General features: G+C 71.6%; 21 protein-coding genes. 13 read left to right on the top strand and 8 right to left on the bottom strand.

The genetic code is table 11. The annotated features are described in order from the left end of the window. Window positions 1-11: 11 nt before the first annotated feature. Both Plo01_RS06170 and Plo01_RS06165 read right to left on the bottom strand, forming a co-directional pair. Window positions 12-821 carry a DNA glycosylase AlkZ-like family protein gene (locus Plo01_RS06170; protein WP_203889528.1) on the bottom strand — a complete coding sequence of 270 codons (810 nt, stop codon included), beginning with the start codon at window positions 819-821 and terminating at the stop codon, window positions 12-14. Window position 822: 1 nt separating this feature from the next. After that, entirely contained in the window at window positions 823-2,115 is a 1,293-nt protein-coding gene (locus tag Plo01_RS06165; protein ID WP_203889527.1) for an epoxide hydrolase family protein, read from the bottom strand. Between the two features lie 62 nt (window positions 2,116-2,177). Between Plo01_RS06165 and Plo01_RS06160 the strand changes: the two genes are divergently transcribed. Continuing rightward, window positions 2,178-3,137: a helix-turn-helix transcriptional regulator gene (locus tag Plo01_RS06160; protein WP_203889526.1), complete on the top strand. Its 960-nt coding sequence runs from the start codon at window positions 2,178-2,180 to the stop codon at window positions 3,135-3,137. 56 nt (window positions 3,138-3,193) lie between these two features. On the opposite strand, the gene Plo01_RS06155 is transcribed toward Plo01_RS06160, so the two are convergent. The 6 genes from Plo01_RS06155 to Plo01_RS06130 all read right to left on the bottom strand — a co-directional run bounded on the left by Plo01_RS06155 (window position 3,194) and on the right by Plo01_RS06130 (window position 7,995). Continuing rightward, window positions 3,194-3,577 (bottom strand): DUF1801 domain-containing protein, encoded by a 384-nt coding sequence (locus tag Plo01_RS06155; RefSeq protein ID WP_203889525.1) that lies wholly within the window; start codon window positions 3,575-3,577, stop codon window positions 3,194-3,196. A gap of 135 nt (window positions 3,578-3,712) precedes the next feature. Continuing rightward, window positions 3,713-4,486, bottom strand: coding sequence for an alpha/beta fold hydrolase (locus Plo01_RS06150; protein ID WP_203889524.1), 774 nt, complete (start codon window positions 4,484-4,486; stop codon window positions 3,713-3,715). A gap of 54 nt (window positions 4,487-4,540) precedes the next feature. Next, window positions 4,541-5,323 (bottom strand): SDR family NAD(P)-dependent oxidoreductase, encoded by a 783-nt coding sequence (locus Plo01_RS06145; protein ID WP_239315923.1) that lies wholly within the window; start codon window positions 5,321-5,323, stop codon window positions 4,541-4,543. 36 nt (window positions 5,324-5,359) lie between these two features. Then, a complete protein-coding gene (locus tag Plo01_RS06140) occupies window positions 5,360-6,073 on the bottom strand; it encodes an alpha/beta hydrolase (protein WP_203889523.1) in 714 nt (237 codons plus the stop codon). A 132-nt stretch (window positions 6,074-6,205) separates the two neighbouring features. Beyond that, window positions 6,206-6,526 carry an Rv1322 family protein gene (locus Plo01_RS06135; protein WP_203889522.1) on the bottom strand — a complete coding sequence of 107 codons (321 nt, stop codon included), beginning with the start codon at window positions 6,524-6,526 and terminating at the stop codon, window positions 6,206-6,208. Then, complete coding sequence (locus Plo01_RS06130) at window positions 6,523-7,995, bottom strand: 3-hydroxyacyl-CoA dehydrogenase family protein (RefSeq protein WP_203889521.1); 1,473 nt, start codon at window positions 7,993-7,995, stop codon at window positions 6,523-6,525. Before Plo01_RS06130 ends, Plo01_RS06135 begins: the two co-directional genes overlap by 4 nt. Before the next feature lie 194 nt (window positions 7,996-8,189). On the opposite strand from Plo01_RS06130, the gene Plo01_RS06125 reads away from it, so the two are divergent. The 12 genes from Plo01_RS06125 to Plo01_RS06075 all read left to right on the top strand — a co-directional run bounded on the left by Plo01_RS06125 (window position 8,190) and on the right by Plo01_RS06075 (window position 18,457). Further along, window positions 8,190-8,648 (top strand): hypothetical protein, encoded by a 459-nt coding sequence (locus Plo01_RS06125; protein ID WP_203889520.1) that lies wholly within the window; start codon window positions 8,190-8,192, stop codon window positions 8,646-8,648. A gap of 13 nt (window positions 8,649-8,661) precedes the next feature. After that, entirely contained in the window at window positions 8,662-9,102 is a 441-nt protein-coding gene (locus Plo01_RS40045) for a hypothetical protein (protein WP_239315920.1), read from the top strand. Beyond that, window positions 9,099-9,413 carry a winged helix-turn-helix domain-containing protein gene (locus Plo01_RS40040; protein ID WP_275415366.1) on the top strand — a complete coding sequence of 105 codons (315 nt, stop codon included), beginning with the start codon at window positions 9,099-9,101 and terminating at the stop codon, window positions 9,411-9,413. Before Plo01_RS40045 ends, Plo01_RS40040 begins: the two co-directional genes overlap by 4 nt. After that, the gene (locus tag Plo01_RS06115) at window positions 9,410-10,288 is read left to right on the top strand and encodes an ABC transporter ATP-binding protein (RefSeq protein ID WP_203889518.1); all 879 of its coding nucleotides are present in this window, start codon (window positions 9,410-9,412) and stop codon (window positions 10,286-10,288) included. Before Plo01_RS40040 ends, Plo01_RS06115 begins: the two co-directional genes overlap by 4 nt. Beyond that, a complete protein-coding gene (locus Plo01_RS06110) occupies window positions 10,285-11,445 on the top strand; it encodes an ABC transporter permease (protein ID WP_203889517.1) in 1,161 nt (386 codons plus the stop codon). The genes Plo01_RS06115 and Plo01_RS06110 overlap by 4 nt, the downstream gene beginning before the upstream one ends. A gap of 121 nt (window positions 11,446-11,566) precedes the next feature. After that, window positions 11,567-12,229: an endonuclease NucS gene (gene nucS / locus Plo01_RS06105; protein WP_203889516.1), complete on the top strand. Its 663-nt coding sequence runs from the start codon at window positions 11,567-11,569 to the stop codon at window positions 12,227-12,229. A 197-nt stretch (window positions 12,230-12,426) separates the two neighbouring features. Continuing rightward, complete coding sequence (locus tag Plo01_RS06100; RefSeq protein ID WP_203889515.1) at window positions 12,427-13,251, top strand: ABC transporter ATP-binding protein; 825 nt, start codon at window positions 12,427-12,429, stop codon at window positions 13,249-13,251. Between the two features lie 16 nt (window positions 13,252-13,267). Further along, entirely contained in the window at window positions 13,268-14,116 is an 849-nt protein-coding gene (locus Plo01_RS06095; RefSeq protein WP_203889514.1) for an ABC transporter permease, read from the top strand. Further along, window positions 14,074-15,501 (top strand): sensor histidine kinase, encoded by a 1,428-nt coding sequence (locus Plo01_RS06090; protein ID WP_203889513.1) that lies wholly within the window; start codon window positions 14,074-14,076, stop codon window positions 15,499-15,501. Before Plo01_RS06095 ends, Plo01_RS06090 begins: the two co-directional genes overlap by 43 nt. Before the next feature lie 3 nt (window positions 15,502-15,504). Then, window positions 15,505-16,128, top strand: coding sequence for a response regulator (locus Plo01_RS06085; protein WP_203889512.1), 624 nt, complete (start codon window positions 15,505-15,507; stop codon window positions 16,126-16,128). A gap of 115 nt (window positions 16,129-16,243) precedes the next feature. Next, window positions 16,244-17,728: an aldehyde dehydrogenase family protein gene (locus Plo01_RS06080; protein WP_203889511.1), complete on the top strand. Its 1,485-nt coding sequence runs from the start codon at window positions 16,244-16,246 to the stop codon at window positions 17,726-17,728. 123 nt (window positions 17,729-17,851) lie between these two features. Beyond that, window positions 17,852-18,457, top strand: a complete 606-nt coding sequence (locus Plo01_RS06075) for a TetR/AcrR family transcriptional regulator (RefSeq protein ID WP_203889510.1) — start codon at window positions 17,852-17,854, stop codon at window positions 18,455-18,457. Window positions 18,458-18,466 lie beyond the last annotated feature (9 nt).

The following is an 18,466-nucleotide window of genomic DNA, read 5'->3' as shown; positions in this document are numbered from 1 at the left end:
CGGAATGCCGCTCAAGACTCCCGAAAGAGCCGGACACGGCACTCGGAGGCGTCCGGGTCGGTGAAGGCGAGCAGCCGGCCGGCTTCGGCCTCGACGGCGTCGCGGTCCGAGATCGACAGCGGGAAGAACGGCCGCACGGTCAGTACGGCGGTCTCGCCGGTGCGGGACCGCGTCCACGTCGCGGCGACCGTACCGTCGACGAGGACGACGGCGGCGACGGCGTCGCCGACGCAGACCCGGCGGCGGATCTGGTCGGTCATCATCCGCGTCCGGTCCGCGTGGGCGAGGAGCGTCGCGTCGAAGTCCGGCAGGTACTGCACCGTCCAGCCGAGGGCGGTCGGGTCCGCGCCCGGCCGCTGCCCGGCCAGCAGCCGGCCCAGCTGGGGCCGGGTCAGCACCCGGCCGCCGAGCAGTTCCCTCGCCTCGGCGACGAGCGCATCGAGGTCGACACCGGCGGTGCGGCGGCCGAAGACGTTGCGCTGCACCCGGCGCAGCAGCGGTTCCAGCGCCGGGCGGACCAGCCGGAAGTCCGGTACGGACAGCAGATGCTGCGTGGCCCGCATCATCGTCGACCGGACCAGCGAACGATCCTCGATCGCGGCCGTCAGGTCCTTGATGGCGAACCTCTCCAGTCTGCTCCAGAGCGCGAGGTACGGCAGGTTGGGATCTTGGGCGTTCAGCCCGAGCACCCGTTCGACGGCCGCGACGACCGGCAGGTCCGTGCGGCGCAGCAGCATCTGCCGTTCCAGCAGCGCGCGGTTGAGCGCCCGCGGGGTCAGCAGGTCGGTGCCCGGCCGTCGCGCCGGCCCGCGGGCGCCCATCTCAGCGGACCTTCCGGAAGAACTCGCGGACGTCGCCGACCAGCAGGCCGGGCTCCTCCATCGCGAGGAAGTGGCCGCCCCTGCCGAGTTCGGTCCAGCGCACGACGTTGTGGTCGCGCTCGGCCCAGCGGCGGATGGTCACGTCATGGGCGGAGACCAGCACGCCGGTCGGCACCGTCCCGCGCTGTGCCCCGGCCCAGCCGCCCGCGTCCCCGCCCGCGGCCTCGCCTCCGTTCCAGTCCGCGCCGCCTCCGCCTGCGGTCTCGCCTTCGCTCCAGTCCGCGCCGCCCCCATCTCCGGCTCCGCTCCAGTCCGCGCCGTCCCCCTCGCCGGCCCCGTTCCAGGCGTTCGCGGAGACCTCCTCGTAGTAGATCTGCGCCGCCGATCCGGCCGTGCCGGTCAGCCAGTACAGCGAGACGTCGGTCAGGATCCGGTCGCGGTCGATGCTGTCCTCGGGGAGCCCCTCCTCCGGGACGGTGAGCTCCTTGAACTTCTCCACGATCCAGGCGAGCTGGCCGACGGGCGAGTCGTGCAGCCCGTACGTCACCGTCTGCGGCCGCTTGGAGTTGCACTGCAGGTAGCCGTCGTTGAAGTCCTGCATCGCCTGCCAGCGCCGCCGCTCGACCTCGGACAGGCCGTCCATCTCGCCCTCCTCCCCGATCGGGAAGGTGAGCAGGGCGTTGACGTGAACGCCGACGACGTGTTCCGGGTCCTGCCCGCCCATCCGGGGAGCGACCCACGCGCCGGTGTCGTAGCCCTGGACGCCGTACCGCTCGTATCCGAGCAGGGACATCAGCCGCGCGAGCACTCCGGCCATCGCGGCCGCGCTCATGCCCGGTCCGGCCAGCGGCGTGGAGAACCCGAACCCCGGCAGCGACGGGATCACCAGGTGGAAGGCGTCGGCCGGGTCGCCGCCGTGCGTGCGGGGGTCCGAGAGCGGGCCGATGACGTCGAGGAAGTCCACGATCCCGCCCGGCCAGCCGTGCAGCAGCATCAGGGGCATGGCGCCGGGCTCGGGCGAGCGCACGTGCAGGAAGTGGACGTTCTGCCCGTCGATGGTGGTCATGTACTGCGGGTGCTCGTTGAGCGCCGCCTCGTGCGCCCGCCAGTCGTAACCGGTGCGCCAGTACTCGGCGAGCTCCTTCAGGTAACCCACCGGCACTCCCCGGCTCCATCCGACGCCCGGCAGCTCGTCCGGCCAGCGGGTGCCGGCCAGGCGTGCGCCCAGGTCGTCGAGCTGCGCCTGCGGGATGTCGATGCGGAAGGGACGGATGTCCTGCTGCGGGTTCGTCATGGCCACGACGTTATGAGCCGCTTAGGACGAGTCCGGTCCTAAGGGTCTGACAATCTTGGGACATGCTGGAGACCTCCGCGCGGCTGCTCAAACTGCTGTCGCTGCTGCAGACCCGCCGCGACTGGTCCGGCGCCGAACTCGCCGGCCGGCTGGGCGTCACCGCGCGCACGGTCCGCAGAGACGTGGAACGGCTGCGCGAACTGGGTTACCCGGTTCATGCCACCCAGGGCGCCGCCGGTTACCGGCTGGGCGCCGGCACGTCGCTGCCGCCGCTGCTGCTCGACGACGAGGAGGCGGTCGCCGTGGCGGTCGGTCTCCGTACGGCGGCGGGCGGCTCGGTCGCCGGGATCGAGGAGACCTCGCTGCGGGCGCTGGCCAAACTCGAGCAGGTGCTGCCCTCCCGGCTGCGCCACCGGGTGAACACGCTGAACACGGTGACCGTCCGGGTCGGCGGCACCGGGCCCGCGGTGAGCCCGGACGCGCTGATGGTGATCGCCGAGGCCTGCCGCCGGCGCGAACGGCTGCGCTTCGACTACACGAGCCCTCGCGGCGGCGACACGGTCCGGTCCGTCGAACCGCACAGCCTGGTCAGCTTCGAACGGCACTGGTATCTCGTCGCCTGGGACGTCGACCGCGGCGACTGGCGCACCTTCCGGGTGGACCGGCTGACCCCCCGCCCGCCCACCGGTCCCCGGTTCGCGCCCAGGCAGCCGCCCGACGGCGATGTCGCCGCCTACCTGGCGCACCAGCTGTCGTCACGGACCTGGCCGTTCCAGGCGACCGTCACCCTGCACGAGTCCGCCGGGGACGTGGCCGAGCGGGTCTGGCCGGGCATGGGCGTGATCGAGGCCGTCGACGACCGCAGCTGCCTGCTGCACGTCGGCGCCGACACCCCGTCGGACCTGGTCTGGATGATCACTTCGGTGGACGCCGACTTCACCCTCGTCAGCGGCCCGCCCGCCCTCACCGACGCCCTCCGCGCCCAGGCCGACCGCTGCCTGCGCGCCGTACGGACGACATAGCCGTACGGTCCTCGACGAGCCGGCAGCCCGGTCTCGTGGATCCGATCACCGCACGGCTACGCCAGGACCCATTCGTTCACCAGGGACACGACCGCCGCCTTCTTGGACTCGACGTCTTCCAGGCCGGTGAACGATACGACGCCCCTGTCGGATGCCTGCCACGTCATCAAACCCGTGGGGTCGTGAAAGATGAACCCGGCGCTGTCGTCACGGACCTTGGCTCCGCGGTGGAAGACAAGCTGCAGCCGGTCGCCCGGCCGGAGCAGGAAGGTCACCCTGTCCGTCCCGCCGTAGCAGAAGCTGGGGGCATTCCACTTCACCCGCTCGGTGATCTCCGGGTTCGATGCCAGAATCGCCGTCCTCAGCTGTTCGACCCCCTCCTTCAGCGGGTGCTGGAGGGTCGCCATGAAGCGATCGACCTCACCGGGATCGTTCGGCATCTGCTTTCTCCCTTCATCCGATCGGATCATCGCAACGCGCACCGACAAAACGTCATCCGGTTCGCTCCGCCATCGGAGAACCCGCCCGCACGGCGCGGCCATGACCCCTCGGATCAGAGGCCATGACCCCTCGGATCAGAGGAGGCGGTCCTTGAGGAAGCCGGTCACGGCCCGGTTGAAGGCCTCGGGCTGCTCGATCGCGCTCAGGTGACCGGCTTTCTCGATCACGGTCAGGCGGCCGTCGGGGACCGCGTCCGTCATCGCCTCGGCGTCGGACAGCGGCGACAGCTCGTCCTCCTCACCGACGATCACGAGGGCGGGCACCTTCAGCGCCCGCAGGGTGTCGAAGGAGTCGGGGCGGGCGGCCATGGCCCGCTGGGCCCAGGCGACGGCGCCCGGCGGGGCCGACTGCACCAGGCCGCGGACGCGGCCGAACACCATCGCCCGGCGCTGCTTGGTGGTGGACCCCACCAGGGCCGGGAGCACCTCTTCGATCAGGACCGCCGTGCCCCGGTCGAGGACGGCGGCGGCGATGCGCTCGCGGTTGGCCCGCGCGGGCTCGGGGTCGGCGGTCGCCTTCGTGTCGGCGAGGATCACGCCCAGGATCCGGTCGGGATGGCGGCGGCACAGGGCCATCGTCACGTAGCCGCCCATGGACTGGCCGCCGATCACGGCCCGGTCCAGGCCTTCCTCGTCGAGGAGGCGGACGACGTCGTCGGCCATCACGTCGAGTGACGGGTCGTCGTCGCCGAGCATCGAGCCGCCGAATCCGCGCAGGTCCGGAGTGATCACCTTGCAGGTGGCCGCCAGGCCTTCGCGCTGGGCCAGCCACATGGTGGACGACATCGGGAACGCGTGGAGAAGGATGACCGGAAGTCCCTCGCCCGCCGATCGTGTGTACAGGCGCACGCCGTCCACCGTAATCGCGGACTCCCGATCTGACACCCCTTGACTGGCGATCAGTTATGAGGTCGTGGTCACTCCGCCGTCGACGAAGAGCACCTGACCGGTCACGTAGGCGGAGGCCTCACTGGCGAGGAAGATCGCGGGGTGGGCCATCTCCTCGGGGGTGCCCCAGCGGCGCATGGGGACGGTCTGGACGGTGGCCTGGCTCGAGGCCGGGTCCTCCCAGAGGTTCCGGTTGAGGTCGGTGGCGGTCCAGCCGGGGCACAGCGCGTTGACCCGCACGCCGTTGCCGGCCCATTCCAGGGCGAGGCTCTTGGTGAGCGCGACGAGCCCGGCCTTGGCCGCGGCGTACGCGGCCAGGAACGGGGCGCCCTTGGCGGCCACCGAGGCCACATTGATCACCGAGCCGGAGCCGCGCTCCAGCAGGTGCGGGGCGACGGCGTGGCAGACGGTCATGGCGGAGTCGAGGTTGAGTTTCATCAGCTTGTCCCAGCCGGACAGCCGCAGGTCCTTGAACGGCACCATGAAGTTGGAGCCGCCGGCGTTGTTGACCACCACGTCGACGTGGCCGAGGGACTCGACGGCCTGCTCTACGGCCCGCGCGGCGGCGTCCCGGTCGGTGAGGTCGGCCGGGACCACCACGGCCTTGCGCCCGTGGGCCTCGACCTCCCCGGCGCTCCCGGCCAGCGACTCGGCCGACCGGGAGACGAGGGCGACGTCGGCGCCGGCCTGCGCGAACGCGACCGCGATCGCCCGCCCGATGCCGCGTGACGCCCCGGTGACGAGCGCCTTCTTCCCGGAAAGATCGAACGCCTGCACGACCGCCTCCTCCTCGTTCACGGGACCGCACCGCGCGGCCCCGGACCGAACAAGATTCTACGAGTCGGCGACCTCCGTCGGCAGGGGGTGCGCGGCCGGGTTCACCCGGCGGACGATCTCATCCAGCACGATGCGCACGTACGGCTCGCCGACCCACAGGTGCTTGGCGCCCTCCACCCCGACGACCTCGGCCTGCGGCACCCGGGCGAAACGGGCGCGGGCCTCCTCCGGCCGGAGGTAGTCGTCGAACTCGGGGACCAGCGCGGTCAGCGGGCGGCCGAACGCGGCCCAGGCGTCGAGATCGGCGTCGCCGGCCCGGTGCAGCGGCGGGGAGAGCAGGATCGCCGCCCGCACGAGCGGGTCGTGGCCCCACTTGAGCGCCAGCTCGGTGCCGAAGGACCAGCCGACCAGCCAGACGGAGGGCAGGTCGTGGAACTCGGCGTATTCGAGGGCCGCGGCGACGTCGAACCGCTCGCCCTCTCCGCCGTCGAAGGCCCCCTCGGAGGTGCCGCGCTCGGAGGAGGTGCCGCGCGTGTTGAACCGCAGGACCGCGAGGTCGGCCAGGGCCGGCAGCCGGTTGGCGGCCTTCTTGTAGACGTGGCTGTCCATCATGCCCCCGTGCGTGGGCAGCGGGTGCAGGCAGACCAGCGTGGCGACCGGGGGCCGCTCCGGGGGGAGGGCCAGCTCGCCCACGAGCGTCAGCCCGTCGGCCGTGTGCAGCTCGATCGGCTCGCGCCTGGCGGGCAGGACCGTAGAGGCCCGGATCTCCATCTCATCCCTTTCGTGACCGGCCCGTTCCACGGCCGGTGATCGATGTCTCCGTAACCGGCGGCCATGTCTCCGTGGCCGATGTCTCCGTAACCGGCGGCCATGTCTCCGTGGCCGGCGTCTCCGTGGCCGGGGTCAGTATCGGCTCCGGCCCGGGCCGCGCCGGACGCGGTTCCGCCAGCACGCGGTGTGCCAGTGCCGGCGCTCGTTCTCCCCGCCCGCCCAGGCGGGCCAGCTCACCAGGTGCGGCAGGCCCGGCCTGATCTCCTGGTCGCAGCCCGGGCACCGGTAGACCTTGTCGGATCCCGCGCCGCTGACGCGGCGCACGTGCCAGTCGCCGTCGGGCCACTCCTCGACCTGGTCGACGCCGGGAACGGAACCCCCGACGGGCCGGACGGCACCCCGGCCGCCGCCCCGGTCGAAGGGGTCCATCCGGCGCGCCTTGCGCGGGCTCACGGCGTCAGATCGCGGATGCTCCGCACCCCGGCCGTGACGAGCTGGTCGAGCAGCGGCGCGGGGGCGAAGGACGGCTCGCGGTACTCGGCGTAGAGGGCGCGCAGGCCGTCGCGGACGGTCTCCAGGCCCAGCCGGTCGAGTGTCTCGAAGGGCCCGGCCGGGTAGCCGCAGCCGAGCTTCATGGCCGTGTCGATGTCCTCGATGGAGGCGTAGCCGGATTCGTACATCCGCACGGCGTCGTTGAGGTACGGGTACAGGAGGGCGTCGACCACGAACTCGGCCCGGTCCTTGCAGGGCACCGGGGTCCGGCCGAGGATGCGCAGCAGGCCGTGCGCGACCCGGGCGGTGTCCGGGGAGGTGAGCACGGTGGAGGCGACCTCGGCGACCTGGTCGCCGACCAGGTGCAGGCCGACCAGGCGGTCCGGGTGCGGGAGCCGTACGGCCCGCTCGACCACGGGGGTGTGGGAGAGCGCCAGGACCAGCTCGGCGCCCTCCGGGTCGACGATCTTGAATCCGGCGCCGGAGAGCCGGGCGGAGAACTCCTCCGCCCCTTCGCCGAGGACCGCGACCGAGGCGGCCGACGGCTTCTCGTGGGGCGAGGGGCTCTGGGGCTCCTCGGCGCAGTGGAAGCCCTCGCCCGACTTCCGGCCGAGCCGCCCGGCGGTGACCAGCTCGCGGAGGATCGGCGCCGGGGCGTGGCGGCGGTCGCGGGTCTCCCGGAACAGGACCTCGCAGATCTCGTAGGAGGTGTCCAGGCCGATCAGGTCGAGCAGGGCGAAGGGACCCATCGGGAAGCCCGCGCCCAGCTTCATCGCGGCGTCGATGTCGTCCCGGCCGGCCAGACCGTTCTCCAGCAGGGCGGCCGCGTGGTTGAGGTAGGCCAGCAGGAGCCGGTTGACCACGAACCCGGCGCGGTCGCCGACGGTCACCGGGGTCTTGCCGAGGCGGCGCGCGAGGTCGGCCACCTCGCCGGCGAGGCCGTCGTCGGTGGTCACGGTCCGGACCACCTCGACCAGCTTCATGACCGGCGCGGGGTTGAAGAAGTGCATGCCGATGACCCGGCCGGGCCGGGTGGTGGTGGCCGCGATCGCGGTGACCGAGAGCGAGGAGGTGTTGGTGGCCAGCACCGCGGACGGCTTGCAGACCCGGTCGAGGTCGGTGAACAGGGCCCGCTTGTAGTCCATGACCTCGGGGATGGCCTCGATGACCAGGTCGGCGTCCGCGAGGTCCTCCAGGGAGGTGGTGAAGGACACCCGGCCGAGGATCTCCGCCCGCTCCGCCTCGGTCAGCTTGCCCCGCGCCAGGGCCCGGCCGGTGGAGCCCTCCAGGTGGCCGCGGCCGCGCTCCAGCGCCGCGGGGTCGGCCTCGACCCCGATCACCGTGAGTCCCGCGCGGGCGAACACCTCGGCGATCCCCGCGCCCATCGTGCCCAGGCCGACCACGCCGACCGTCTCAAAGGTGCCCGCCATCGACTCTCCCCATCGCACCGAGAACGCGCTGCCGCCGGAGCTGCCCGCCCCGGCACCCCACCAGTCTCCCAGAGATGACCTGCCCGCCCCACAGGCCGGGTGCCCCATCCGGTCCTTCTCTTTCAATCTCAGGAAACTACTTGAATGGGAGTTGAGTATCGCTTAACGTTTGAGTAGATGAGCGAGGAGGGACAGTGGGAGAGAACCTCACACCGGAAGACGCCCTGCGGCACATCGGCGACGTCGAGCGGCGCACGCGCAGGCCCGCGCGGACGACGGGGCTGATCCTCCTGGTCATGGGCTTCGCCAACATCCCCTACTGGCTGGTGATGGCACTGGGCCCCGACTGGTCCAAGTACGCGGCGATGGTTTCGTGGTTCATCATGACGATCTTCATCGTCGTCCTCGGGCACCGCTGGTCCCAGCAGGCGCAGGACCGCGAGGTGAACCGGGTCAACAGGCCCACCGGGCCGGTGACGATCATCACCCTCGTCATGACCGGCCTGATGGTGGTGGGAACGTTCCTCCTGCCGGAGCATCCGGGCGCCGGCTGGATCGCGCTGGTCGTCGCCCTGACGGTCTGCACAAGCCTGCCTATGTTCTACGGGGCCTGGCGGATCCTCCGGGCGCACAGTGAGCAAGAGCGCATCTGAGCGGGGAGGGGACATGGGAGAGAACCTCACACCTGAAAACGCCCTGCGGCGCATCGACGAGATCGACCGGCGGGCGAGGCGACCGGCCCGGGCAGTGGGGGTGACGTTCATCGTCGCCGGGTTCGGCACCATCGTCTACTGGCTGGTCATGTCACTCGGCCCCGGCTGGGCCAAGATCGTGGCCGCCGCGTCATGGCTCGCCCTCACGACCTTCTTCGTCACCCAGGTCCACCGGATGGGCACCCAGGACCGGGAGGTCGCCTGGGCCAACAAGCCCACCGGGCCGGTGACGGTCGTCTACGGCGTCCTGATCGTGATCACGCTCGTGTTCGGGATATTCCTCCTCCCCGACGAGCCCGGCGGCGGCTGGATCGCGGCGCTGGTCGTGCTGGCGGTCTGCACGAGCCTGCCGATGTTCTACGCGGCCTGGCGGGTCATGCGAGCGGAGCGGTGAGCGGGAACGGCTCGCACCCGCGCCACCGGCTGGACGACCTCATCCACGCGCCGGTCCGGCTGTCGATCATGGCTGCCCTGGCCGCCGCGGACAAGGCCGAGTTCCGCTTCCTGCGGGACACGATCGAGGTGAGCGACTCCCTGCTCTCCAAGCACATCATCACGCTGGAGGAGGCGGGATACGTCGAGGTGGAGAAGGTGTTCGTGGGCAAGCGCCCGCGCACCTGGCTCTCCCTCACCGACGCAGGACGGCACGCCTTCCAGGATTATGTCTCCGTGTTGAAACGACTGACCGAGGGATCCCCCCAATGATCGAAATAGATGATCTCCACAAACGGTACGGCGACAAAATCGCCTTGGACGGAGTCTCGTTCTCCGTCAAGCCAGGTGAGATGTTCGGCTTCGTCGGCGCGAACGGCGCGGGCAAGACGACCACGATGCGCATCCTGATGGGTGTCCTCTCCGCAGACTCCGGGCAGGTGCGCCGGGACGGCCGGGCGCTGGCCTTCGAGGACCGGCGCAGGTTCGGCTACATGCCGGAGGAGCGCGGGCTCTACCAGAAGATGAAGGTCGCCGAGCAGGTGCGCTACTTCGGGCAGCTCAACGGCCTGTCCCCGAAGGAGGCGGCCAAGGCGACCGAGGACCTGCTGGAGCGGCTCGCGCTCACCGGGCGCGCCGGCGACGAGGTGGGCGCGCTCTCCCTGGGCAACCAGCAGCGCGTGCAGCTCGCCGTCGCGCTGGTGCACGATCCCGAGGTCCTCGTGCTGGACGAACCGTTCTCGGGACTGGACCCGATCGCCGTGGACGCGCTCGCCGAGGTGCTCGTCGAACGCCGCGCGGCGGGTGTGCCGGTGCTCTTCTCCAGCCACCAGCTGGACCTCGTGGAGCGGCTGTGCGACTCGGTCGGCATCATCTCGGCCGGCCGCATGGTGGCCAGCGACACGGTGGAGGCGCTCCGGGCGCGGGAGGGACGCCGTCTGCTGAAGGTGGTGGTCCGGGGTGCGACGCCCGACTGGACGACCGGCTTGAGCGGAAATATCACGAAAAACGGTGACGAGGTGCTCTTCGCTGACGCGAACGGCAGCGACCAGGAGATCCTGCGGGCCGCCACAGCGGCGGGAACGGTGGAGCACTTCGGCTGGGAGCGGCCCACGCTCACCGAGATCTTCCGGGAGGCAGTGGCATGAACGGGCTGTGGCTGGTCGCGCGGCGGGAGATCACCACGCGCGGCCGTACGAAGGGGTTCGTCGTCGGCCTGGTGCTGAGCGCGGTCCTGGTCGGCGCCCTCGCCGTCCTCCCCCGGCTCTTCTCCGGCCCCGACTCCTTCACCGTGGGCGTCGTCGACTCCCCGGCGCTGCAGTCCGCGCTCGCCGGGGCCGGACAGCAGGGCGAGGACGGCACCGAGGTCACCGTCAAGCCGTTCGCCGACGAGGCCGCGGCGCGCAAGGCCGTCCTCGACGGCGACGCGGACGCCGCCGTGGTGGGCGACCGCAGGACGCTGGCCGACGGGGAGGTGGACCGGGAGCTCGGCGCGCTGCTGGAGAGCGCGCACCAGGCGGCGCAGACGCAGAAGCAGCTCTCCGAGGCGGGCCTGGACCCCGCCAAGGTCTCCGCGGCGATGCGGGTCGCCCCGCTGGAGCAGGTCTCCGTCGGCGCCGACACCCGCTACGAGGATGTGCGGACGGGCATCGCGTTCCTCCTGGTCATGGTGCTGTTCTTCCTTCTCCTGCAGCCGTCGATGTACGTCGCCATGGGCGTGGTCGAGGAGAAGGGCAGCCGCATCGTCGAGATCCTCCTCACCTCGATCCGCCCCTGGCAGCTGCTCGGCGGCAAGATCCTGGGGCTGGGCATCCTGGCTCTGGCCAATCTCGTCGTGATCATCGTGGCCGGTCTGGGCGCCGCCGTCGCGACCGGCTTCTCCGCCGACCTGCCGCCCGGCATGGCCGGCATCGTGCTCAGCGCGCTGTTCTGGTTCCTGCTCGGCTACGCCTTCTTCGCCACCATGGCCGCCGCGCTCAGCTCGCTGGTCTCCCGGCAGGAGGAGGTCAGCAGCGTCATCAGCCCGCTGACGCTGCTGATCATGGCCACCTACTTCGTGTCCTACTTCGCGGCCGTCGAGCCCGGCAGCGGGGTGGCCCGCATCCTCTCGCTCATCCCGCCGTTCTCCACGATGGTCATGCCGGTCCGCACGGCCGGCGGCGGGGTGCCCTTCTGGGAGATCGGCGTGGCGGCGGCCCTGATGGCCGTGGCGACGGCGGCGATGCTCGCCCTGGGCGCCCGCGTCTACGAGCGCGCGGTCCTGCGCACCGGCGCGCGGGTCAAGCTCTCGGAGGTCGTGCGCTGACGACCGCGCACCGGGTGCGGTCACGGCCCGCCAGGTGGGGCCGTACCCGGTGTCCGGCGAGACGACCGGCCGTCCGCTTCGGCGGGCGGCCGGTCCCGCCGGGCCGGTAGGGTGATGCCCCATGCGGCTGGTCATCGCGCGTTGCAGCGTGGATTACGTGGGAAAGCTCACCGCCCATCTCCCGATGGCGCCCCGGCTGATCTTGATCAAGGCGGACAGCAGCGTGTCGATCCATGCCGACGACCGCGCCTTCAAGCCGCTGAACTGGATGAACCCGCCGTGCAAGCTCCGCGAGGACGAAGGCGTCTGGACGGTGACCCACGGCAAGACCGGTGAGAAGCTCGTCCTCACCATGGAGGAGATCCTCCACGACTCCAGCCACGAGCTCGGCGTGGACCCCGGCCTGATCAAGGACGGTGTCGAGGCGCACCTGCAGGAGCTGCTGGCCGAGCACATCACCACGCTGGGCGCGGGTTACACGCTGATCCGGCGGGAGTACATGACGGCGATCGGGCCGGTGGACATCCTCTGCCGCGACCACGGCGGCGCCACCGTGGCGGTCGAGATCAAGCGCCGCGGCGAGATCGACGGCGTCGAGCAGCTCACCCGCTATCTGGAGCTGCTCAACCGCGACCCCCTGCTGGCCCCGGTGCGGGGCGTGTTCGCCGCCCAGGAGATCAAGCCTCAGGCCCGCGTGCTCGCCACCGACCGGGGCATCGACTGCGTGACCCTCGACTACGACGCGCTGCGCGGCATCGAGCCGGAGAACCCCACGCTGTTCTGACGCCGCACGGCCTGCGATCCTCCGCGGCCTGCGATCCTCCGCGGCCTCTGACGCCGTACGGCATCCGATCCCGCGCGGCCGCCGATCCCGTACGGCCCGCCCGCGCTCCGGCCGGGTCCCGTGTCCTCCGTCCGGAGGACAGCCGGTTCCACCGGCCGTCGGTACCGCGTGATCGGCGTTCTCGCGACGATCGAAGCATGACGACAGCGGTGAAAGTGCGCGGGCTGACCAAGCGCTACGGCGACGTGCAGGCCGTCGGGGGGATCGACCTCGACATCGGCGCGGGCGAGGTCTTCGCGATCCTCGGCCCGAACGGGGCCGGGAAGTCCACCACGGTGGAGATCCTGGAGGGGTACCGGCGGCGGGACTCCGGCGAGGTGAGCGTCCTGGGGACCGACCCGGGCAGGCCCACGCGCGAGTGGCGCTCCCGGGTCGGGATCGTGCTCCAGACCGCCGGCGACGTGGGCACGATGACGGTGCGGGAGACGGTCCGGCACTTCGCGGGCTACTACCCCCTCCCCCGGGATCCGGACGAGGTGATCGAGCGGGTCGGCCTGACGGAGAAGACGGGCAAGCGGGTCAGCGAGCTCTCCGGCGGCCAGCGCCGCCGGGTGGACGTGGCGCTGGGCGTGATCGGCGGCCCCGAGCTGCTCTTCCTGGACGAGCCGACCACCGGCTTCGACCCCGAGGCCCGCCGCCGGTTCTGGGAGCTGATCCAGGGGCTGGCCCACCAGGGCACCACGATCGTGCTGACCACCCACTACCTCGACGAGGCCGAGGCCCTCGCCGACCGGGTGGCGGTGATCGCCCGGGGCCGGATCGTGGCCGAGGGGGAGCCCTCGACCCTGGGCGGGCGGGCCACCGCCAAGGCCACGGTCCGCTGGGCGGGCGGGTCGGTGGAGACCGGCACCCCGACGCGGACCGTCATGGAGCTGACCCGCCGCTTCGACGGCGAGGTCCCCGAGCTGACCGTGACCCGCCCGTCCCTGGAGGACGTCTACCTCAACCTGATCGAGAGCTGACCGAGGACCGGTATCCATGACCCAGATCACGACCACCCCGCCCGTCTCCGTTCCCGCGGCCTCCCCGGCGATGCCCTCCACGCTCAAGCTGGGACTCTCGCGGGCGGCCGCCGAGACCCGCATGTTCTTCCGGCAGCGAGACGCGGTGATCTTCACCTTCTCCTTCCCGATCATCCTGCTGGCGATCTTCGGGTCGATCTTCTCGGACGGCCTGGAGGGCACCGGCCTGACCGTCTCCCAGCTGTACGTGGCCGGGCTGATCGGCTCGGCGACCATGACGGGCTTCCAGAACCTCGGCATCGGCATCGCGATGGACCGGGACGACGGCACGCTCAGGCGGCTGGCCGGCACCCCGCTGCCGCCCGTCGCCTACTTCACGGGCAAGGCGCTCAACACCCTGTTCATCTCCTCCGTCCAGGTCGCGATCCTGCTGGCCATCGGGGTGGCGCTGTTCGACCTGGACCTGCCCTCGGCCGTCTCCGACTGGCTGACCTTCGCCTGGGTGTTCGTGCTCGGCGTGCTCGGATCGTCCCTGCTCGGCATCGCGGTCAGCAGCCTTCCGCGCTCGGGGAAGAGCGCCAGCGCGGTCATCGCGATGCCGTTCGTGGTGCTGCAGTTCATCTCGGGGGTGTTCATCCCGGTCAGGGAGCTGCCCGAGTGGCTGACCCAGATCGCGGCGATCTTCCCCCTGAAGTGGATGTGCCAGGGGTTCCGCGCCGTCTTCCTGGGAGAGGGCGGTGTCACACTTGAGCCGGCGAACTCGTACGAACTCGGCCGTGTCGCGCTGGTCCTGGGCGCGTGGGTCATCGGAGGACTGGTGCTGTGCCTGACGACCTTCCGCTGGAAGAGCCGGAGCGACGGCTAGCGACCGGTCCGGACGGGCCGCCCGCCCCGCGCGGGCGCGCCCCGCGGTCCGCCGTCCCGCTGCTGCGGCCGGGTCGGCCGGCCGACCCGGCCGGCCCGAACGTCTGGGAGTCGTCCCTGTTCGGCTGGGAGCTGCTGCTCGCCGCCTCGACGCTCCTGCCCGCCGTGTTCATCACGCTGGAAGACTGGAGCGGCTGGGCGGAGCCGCTCGCCGCCGGCCTCATGGCCGCGATCTTCCCGGTCTACCTGCTCATCGGCCGCTCGGCGATCATGAACGACGACCGGCGGCGCGGGATCGTCTACATCGTCCTGATCGCCGTGCTGTTCACTCCGGCCGCGCTGCTGGCCCCGTCGGGGACGTTCGCGCTGTTCGGGCTCTGCCCGCAGTGCTTCATGGTCCTGCGGGCCAGGCCGGCCGTCGGGGTGGTCGTCCTGCTCAACCTCGGCCCGGCCCTGCGTTTCCTGCTGTCCACCGACGGCTGGGAGGGGACGTTCAACTTCCTGACCGTCACCACGATCACGATCTTCTTCGCCGCCGTCTTCGGCGTCTGGATGGAGCGGATCATGGAACAGAGCGAGGAGCGGGCCGCGCTCATCGCGGAGCTGGAGGCCCAGCGGGCCGAGGTGGCCAGGCTCTCGGCCGAGCGGGGGGCGCTCGCCGAGCGGGAGCGCCTGGCCGGGGAGATCCACGACACCCTGGCGCAGGGGTTCACCAGCATCATCATGCTGATCCAGGCCGCCGAGGCACGGCCGGACCCGGCCCGTCACCTGGCGCTGGCCGTGCAGACCGCGCGGGAGAACCTGGCCGAGGCCCGCGCGCTGGTGGCGGCGCTCAGCCCCGCCCCGCTGGACGGCTCCAGCTTCGACGAGGCGCTCCGCAGGCTCGTCGCCAGGCTGGGCGAGGAGACGGGGATCTCGGCGGCCGTCTCCGTCCGGGGGACGTCGCGGCCGCTGCCGCCGCCCGTCGAGGTGGTGCTCATCCGCGCCGTCCAGGAGGCCCTGGCCAACGTGCGCAAGCACGCGGCGGCGAGCCTGGTCGAGGTCGCGGCCGCCTACGACGCCGACGCGGTGACCCTGGAGATCCGCGACGACGGGCGCGGCCTCGACCGCCGGGCCTCCGGCGGGAGCGGGGAGGGGTACGGCCTGCGGGGCATGCGCGCCCGCGTCGAGCAGGTGGGCGGGTCCCTCACCCTGACCGGCGCGCCCGGCGGGGGGGTCGTCCTGGAGATCACCGTCCCCACCGGTTCCGCCGGGTCCCGGCCGGACGCCGCCCCCGCGACCGCCGCCCCGGACGCGTCCACGGGAGCGGCTCCGGCGACCGGGCCGCACCCGCCCGGCGGGGACGCCGCCTCCGCGCCCGCCGTCACCGCCGACCAGGGAGCATGACCGTTGCTGCGTCTATTGATCGTCGATGACCACCCGGTGGTGCGCGAGGGACTGCGCGGGATGCTGGAGTCCGATCCGCGGGTCGTCGTGGCCGGGGAGGCCGCCTCGGGGGACGAGGCGGTCGTGCGGGCGCGCGAGTTCACGCCGGATGTGATCCTGATGGACCTGCGCATGCCGGGCGGCGACGGGGTGAGCGCGATCTCGCGCATCCTGGCGGACCGACCGGAGAGCCGGGTGATCGTGCTGACCACCTACGAGACGGACCAGGACATCGTGCGCGCGGTCGAGGCCGGGGCCGCCGGATACCTGCTCAAGGACACCTCCCGGGCGGACCTGCTGGCCGCGATCGTCTCGGCCGCGCGGGGCGAGACGGTGCTGTCGCCGTCGGTGGCGACCCGGCTGGTCGCCCGGATGCGGGCGCCCGCGGCCGAGTCGTTGTCCCGGCGCGAGAAGGAGGTGCTCTCCCTGGTCGCCCGGGGGCTGACCAACGCCGAGATCGGCAAGGAGCTGTTCATCAGCGAGACCACGGTCAAGACCCATCTGCTGCGCGTCTTCGGCAAGCTCGGCGTCTCCGACCGCACCGCGGCGGTCACCACCGCCATGGACCGGGGTCTCCTGCTGTTGTAAGTGATGGTTTACCTCGCGGCGGGCGCGGTCTATCGTGGGCGCACCGTGCCCGTTCGGAGCCCGCCCGTCCGGCTCGTCTCCGGGCACCCGTGACGCGACAGCAGGAGGGCCCGCGATGTCCACGGCGACCGAGCAGCGAACTTTCGACTCACTCAACCCGGTGACCGGCGCCGTCGTCGGCACCCACCCGGTCCACGACGCGGCGGCCGTGCGCGCCGCGGTGGCCGCGGCCGGGCCCGCCGCGGAGTGGTGGGCCGGGCTGGGCTGGGACGAGCGCAGGCGACGTCTCCTCGACTACAAGGCGGTCATCACCCGGGACATCGCCAGGATCGTCACGATGATCCACGAGGAGACGGGCAAGCCGAAGGCCGACGCCACCCTCGAGGTGATCCTGACCATCACCCACCTCGACTGGGCCGCCCGCAACGCGCGCAAGGTCCTCGGTCCCCGGCGGGTCTCCCCCGGGATGGTCGGCCTCAACATCGCCGCCACGCTGGAGTACCTGCCGCTGGGCGTCGTCGGGGTGATCGGCCCGTGGAACTACCCGATGTTCACCCCGATGGGCTCGATCGCCTACGCGCTGGCCGCGGGGAACGCGGTGGTCTTCAAGCCGAGCGAGCTGACGCCGGGCGTGGGCGCGCTGCTGGCCGAGCTGTTCGCCGAGTCCGTGCCCGAGCACCCGGTGTTCCGCACGGTGACCGGCCTGGGCGAGACGGGCGCGGCGCTGGCGGCGGACCCCGGGGTGAAGAAGATCGCGTTCACCGGGTCGACGGCCACCGCCAAGCGGGTGATGGCGGCCTGCGCGGAGAACCTGACCCCGATGGTCGCCGAGTGCGGCGGCAAGGACGCCCTGATCGTGGACGTCGACGCGGACCTCCCGGCGGCGGCGGACGCCGCGCTGTGGGGCGCGATGTCCAACGCCGGTCAGACCTGCGTCGGCGTGGAGCGGGTCTACGTGGTGGACGCGGTCTACGACGACTTCATGCGCGAGCTGACCGGGCGGGCGGAGAAGGTGCGGGCGGGTGAGGACTACGGCCCGATCACCATGCCCCAGCAGATCGACGTCATCCGGCGGCACATCGACGCGGCAGTGGCGAACGGCAAGGCCGTCCTCGGCGGGCCGGAGTCGGTCCGCCCGCCGTACGTCGACCCGGTGATCGTGGAGGACGTCCCCGAAGATTCCCCCGCCATCCGCGAGGAGACGTTCGGCCCGACCGTGACGGTCAAGCGGGTCGCCGACGCGGAGGAGGCGCTGGAGCGGGCGAACGCCAGCGCCTACGGCCTGGCCGGCACCGTCTTCTCCGGGGACCGGCGGCGGGCCATGGACCTGGCCCGGCGCATGCGCACCGGGATGACGGCGATCAACTCGGTCATCTCCTTCGCCTCCATCCCCGCGCTGCCCTTCGGCGGCCTGGGCGACTCCGGCTTCGGCCGGATCCACGGCGCGGACGGCCTGCGGGAGTTCGCCCGGCCCAAGGGCGTGTCCCGGCAGCGCTTCGCGCTCCCCGGAATGAACCTCACTTCCTTCACTCGCGGGCAAGCCGAACTTGACCGTCTGGTCAAGCTTGTGAGCTTCTTGCACGGCCGACGCAGGCGATAACCTCTTTACTCTTCCACAAAAAGGATCTTGCGCCCATAATGGGGGGTTCCAGGTAGCAGGATCATGGAGTGGAAGTGATAGAGAGATTGTTTGTCAACTCCTTCCCCTCGGCGAGGAGTTGACATGAGCGGCCGTTCTTACCGGGGAATGTCAGCGGAGGAGCGTTTGCAGGAGCGCCGCGAGCGGCTCGTCTCCGCGGCGTACGCCCTCTACGCGGACCTGGGGTTCCCGGACACCACGATCGAGAAGTTGTGCGCCGCCGCCCGCATCTCCAACCGCGCGTTCTACGAGTGTTTCACCGGGCGCGAGGAGCTGATGCGGGTGGTGTACGACAAGTGCGTGCGCGACAACCTCGCCGTGGTCTCCAAGGCCGTCGAGCAGGCCCCGAACACCCTGCTCGGCCGGATCGAGGCAGGTGTCGCCGCGTACATCCAGTTCGTCACCGAGGAGCCACGCCGGGCCCGGATCCTCCATCTGGAGGTACGGCGGGCCGGCGACTGCCTGATCTCCTCCCGGCAGGCGGCCGTGGCGGGCTTCACCCAGATCATCGAGACCAACCTGATCGAGGCTCCCGACACCGACGGGGCCGACCCGCACCTGCTCGTGCTCGGCATGATCGGCGCCCTGCAGGAGCTGCTCATCGAGTGGGTGCTGGCCGACGACCCGCCCTCGGTCGATCAGGTGGTCAAGGCCGCCGTGCACATCTATCGGCGGTCGCTGGGGAGCTGACCGGCCCGG

The organism is Planobispora longispora (assembly GCF_016863135.1).
Lineage (GTDB): Bacteria > Actinomycetota > Actinomycetes > Streptosporangiales > Streptosporangiaceae > Planobispora > Planobispora longispora.
Note: the sequence above shows the minus strand (reverse complement) of the source record. Positions and strands in the feature narration are given on the sequence as shown.